The 2,232-nt window shown below is 72.0% G+C and carries 1 protein-coding gene and 1 pseudogene; one reads left to right on the top strand and one right to left on the bottom strand.

Translation table 11 applies throughout. The annotated features are described in order from the left end of the window. Positions 1-699, bottom strand: a pseudogene (locus GA0115259_RS37160) (methoxymalonyl-ACP biosynthesis protein FkbH); the annotation flags it as partial. Positions 700-896: 197 nt separating this feature from the next. Between GA0115259_RS37160 and GA0115259_RS37155 the strand changes: the two are divergent. Beyond that, positions 897-2,156, top strand: coding sequence for an FAD-dependent oxidoreductase (locus GA0115259_RS37155; protein WP_176732785.1), 1,260 nt, complete (start codon positions 897-899; stop codon positions 2,154-2,156). The last annotated feature ends 76 nt before the right edge of the window (positions 2,157-2,232 follow it).

The following is a 2,232-nucleotide window of genomic DNA, read 5'->3' as shown; positions in this document are numbered from 1 at the left end:
GGGGGGGGGGGGGGGGGGGGGGGGGGGGGGGAGCCGCAGCAGACCGATGTTGAACTCCCGCCAGGCGATGGAGAGTTCGGTGCGGGAGCGGTGGTCGATCAGCTGCTGGGTGTGCTGGGGCAGCAGCGGCAGGGTGTTGAGTACGAGGGTGCCGCCGCCGTGTTCGTCGTAGCGGGCGGCGAGCCTGTCGAGGAGGTCGAGTTTGCCGGCGGCGGTCCTGGCGACGTCCTCCGTCCTCCAGGGCAGCGGCAGTTCGTCGAAGATGATGTGGGCGTCGAGCAGGCAGAGGGCGAGTTCGGTGCCCGGGGCGTACAGGTGGCTGCCGGTGTCCTGGAGGTCGCGCCGCCACGCGTCGTGGTCGCCCGCGCTCCTGCGCAACGGGATGCCGTGGCGGGCGAGTTCCGCGGTGAGCGGTGCGGTCAGCCCGTCGACGGTGCCGTGTCCCGTGACGGCGACGGTGGCGGGTACGACACCGGGATGGCGCTCCACGATGTCCTCGGGAGCGACCTTGGCGAGCAGTCGGCCCGCGCGCGACAACTGGGCGAGCCCGTCGTCCGGCTCGGCGAGTTCGGCGAGCAGTCCGGGCACCGCCGGGTACTCGGCGGCGAGCCGGTGCTCGCCGTACAGCGCGCGCAGCCGGTCGAGGGGGCCGGCCGGGCCGGTGCGCTCCGGATCGGACGTCGTCACTGCTGTGCTCACGGTCGGTTCGCCTCTCTGCGGGGGCGGGCAGGCGCTTGGGAGCTTGTGCCCGCGTCCTAAAGACGGGCTTGCGCCCGGGTACGGGCGTGGATACGCGTCCCCGCGCGGTCGTCCGCGCGATGCGCCCGCAAGAGCTGCTTTAGGCGCGCTGCGGACCATCGGTGGAGGATGCCCCCTTCTGAAAGGCAGCACTGACGATGACAACTGAGCTGACCGCGGAAGTGTGTGTGGTCGGTGGCGGCCCCGCAGGGCTGACGCTGGCCGTGGAACTCGCCAAGCGTTCGGTCTCCGTCGTGATCCTGGAGCAGAGCGGTCATTTCGACCGGTCGTTCCGGGGCGAGTCGGTATCCCCCGACTCGGTGTGGCTGCTCGACCGGCTGGGCGTCCTCGGCCGACTGGACGGCGCCTACCAGCAGATGCACAGAATGGAGATCATCGACTCCGGCAGCACGGTGCTGCGCGCCGACTTCCGCCGCTTCCCGTTCCCCCACCCCTATCCGGTGGAGATGCCCCAGCCCGCGCTGCTCTCGGCCCTGGCCGGGCTCGGTGAGGAGCAACACCCGGAGCACTTCTCCCTGGTGCGCCGGGCGACGGCCACCCGGCTGCTGCGCGCGGACGGCGGGAGCGGTCCGGTCACGGGCGTGTCGGCGCGTACCCCGGAGGGCGAACTGACGGTCCGTGCGGCGCTCACGGTGGCGGCGGACGGCCGGTTCAGCAAGGTCCGCGAGATGTCGGGCCTGTCGTACACGAAGCTGCCGCTGGACCGTGACGTGGTGTGGCTGAAGCTGCCGTTCCCGAAGGAGTGGGACGACCGTACGTATCGCATCCGGATCCGCGGCGACCAGCACGGGCTCTTCATCCCGACCCACCCGGACAGCGTGCGCGTCGGTTTCAACATCCCCAAGGGCGGCCTGAAGGAACTGCGCGCCGAGGGCCTGCCCGCGCTGTACGAGCGACTGGACCGGCTCGCCCCCGAGCTGGCCGATTCGGTGCGTGGCGAGATCCGTTCCTGGTCCGACACCTCGATGCTGGACATCTTCACCACGCTGGTCCCGCGCTGGTCCATGCCGGGTCTGATGCTGATCGGCGACGCGGCGCACACGCTGACACCGATCCTCGGGCAGGGCGTCAATCACGCGATCATCGACGCGGTGACGCTGGCCCCGCTGGTGCGCGAGGCGTTCGACGCGGGCGGTGACGAGGCGGCGCTGCTGCACGCGGGGACGGAGTTCCAGCGGGCCCGGGAGCAGTCGGTGGCCACATCGCGCGGTCTCCAGCTGCGGCAGGAGCGGCTGTTCGCCCTGCACGGCCCCGGCGCTGTGGTCCGCCGCTCGCTGTACCGGGTGGTCGATCGCAGCCAGAAGCTCAAGGAACGGGTGCTGGGAGGCGCGTACTTCCAGCTCCAGAAGCCCGGCCCGCACGTCGTGGAAGCGCAGTCCCCCGCCGCCCGCATATGACCGGAGCGTCCGGCGACCGGTGTGTCCGGCGACGGGCGCGGGCCGGCGGACGGCACTGGGCCCCGGCCCGTACGGG

Source organism: Streptomyces sp. MnatMP-M17 (assembly GCF_900091995.1).
In the GTDB taxonomy this organism is placed as follows: Bacteria; Actinomycetota; Actinomycetes; order Streptomycetales; family Streptomycetaceae; genus Streptomyces.
Note: the sequence above shows the minus strand (reverse complement) of the source record. Positions and strands in the feature narration are given on the sequence as shown.

Coding starts and splice junctions, on each gene's coding strand:
- GA0115259_RS37155 (WP_176732785.1), top strand. CDS start 897: ATGACAACTGAGCTGACCGCGGAAGTGTGTGTGGTCGGTGGCGGCCCC.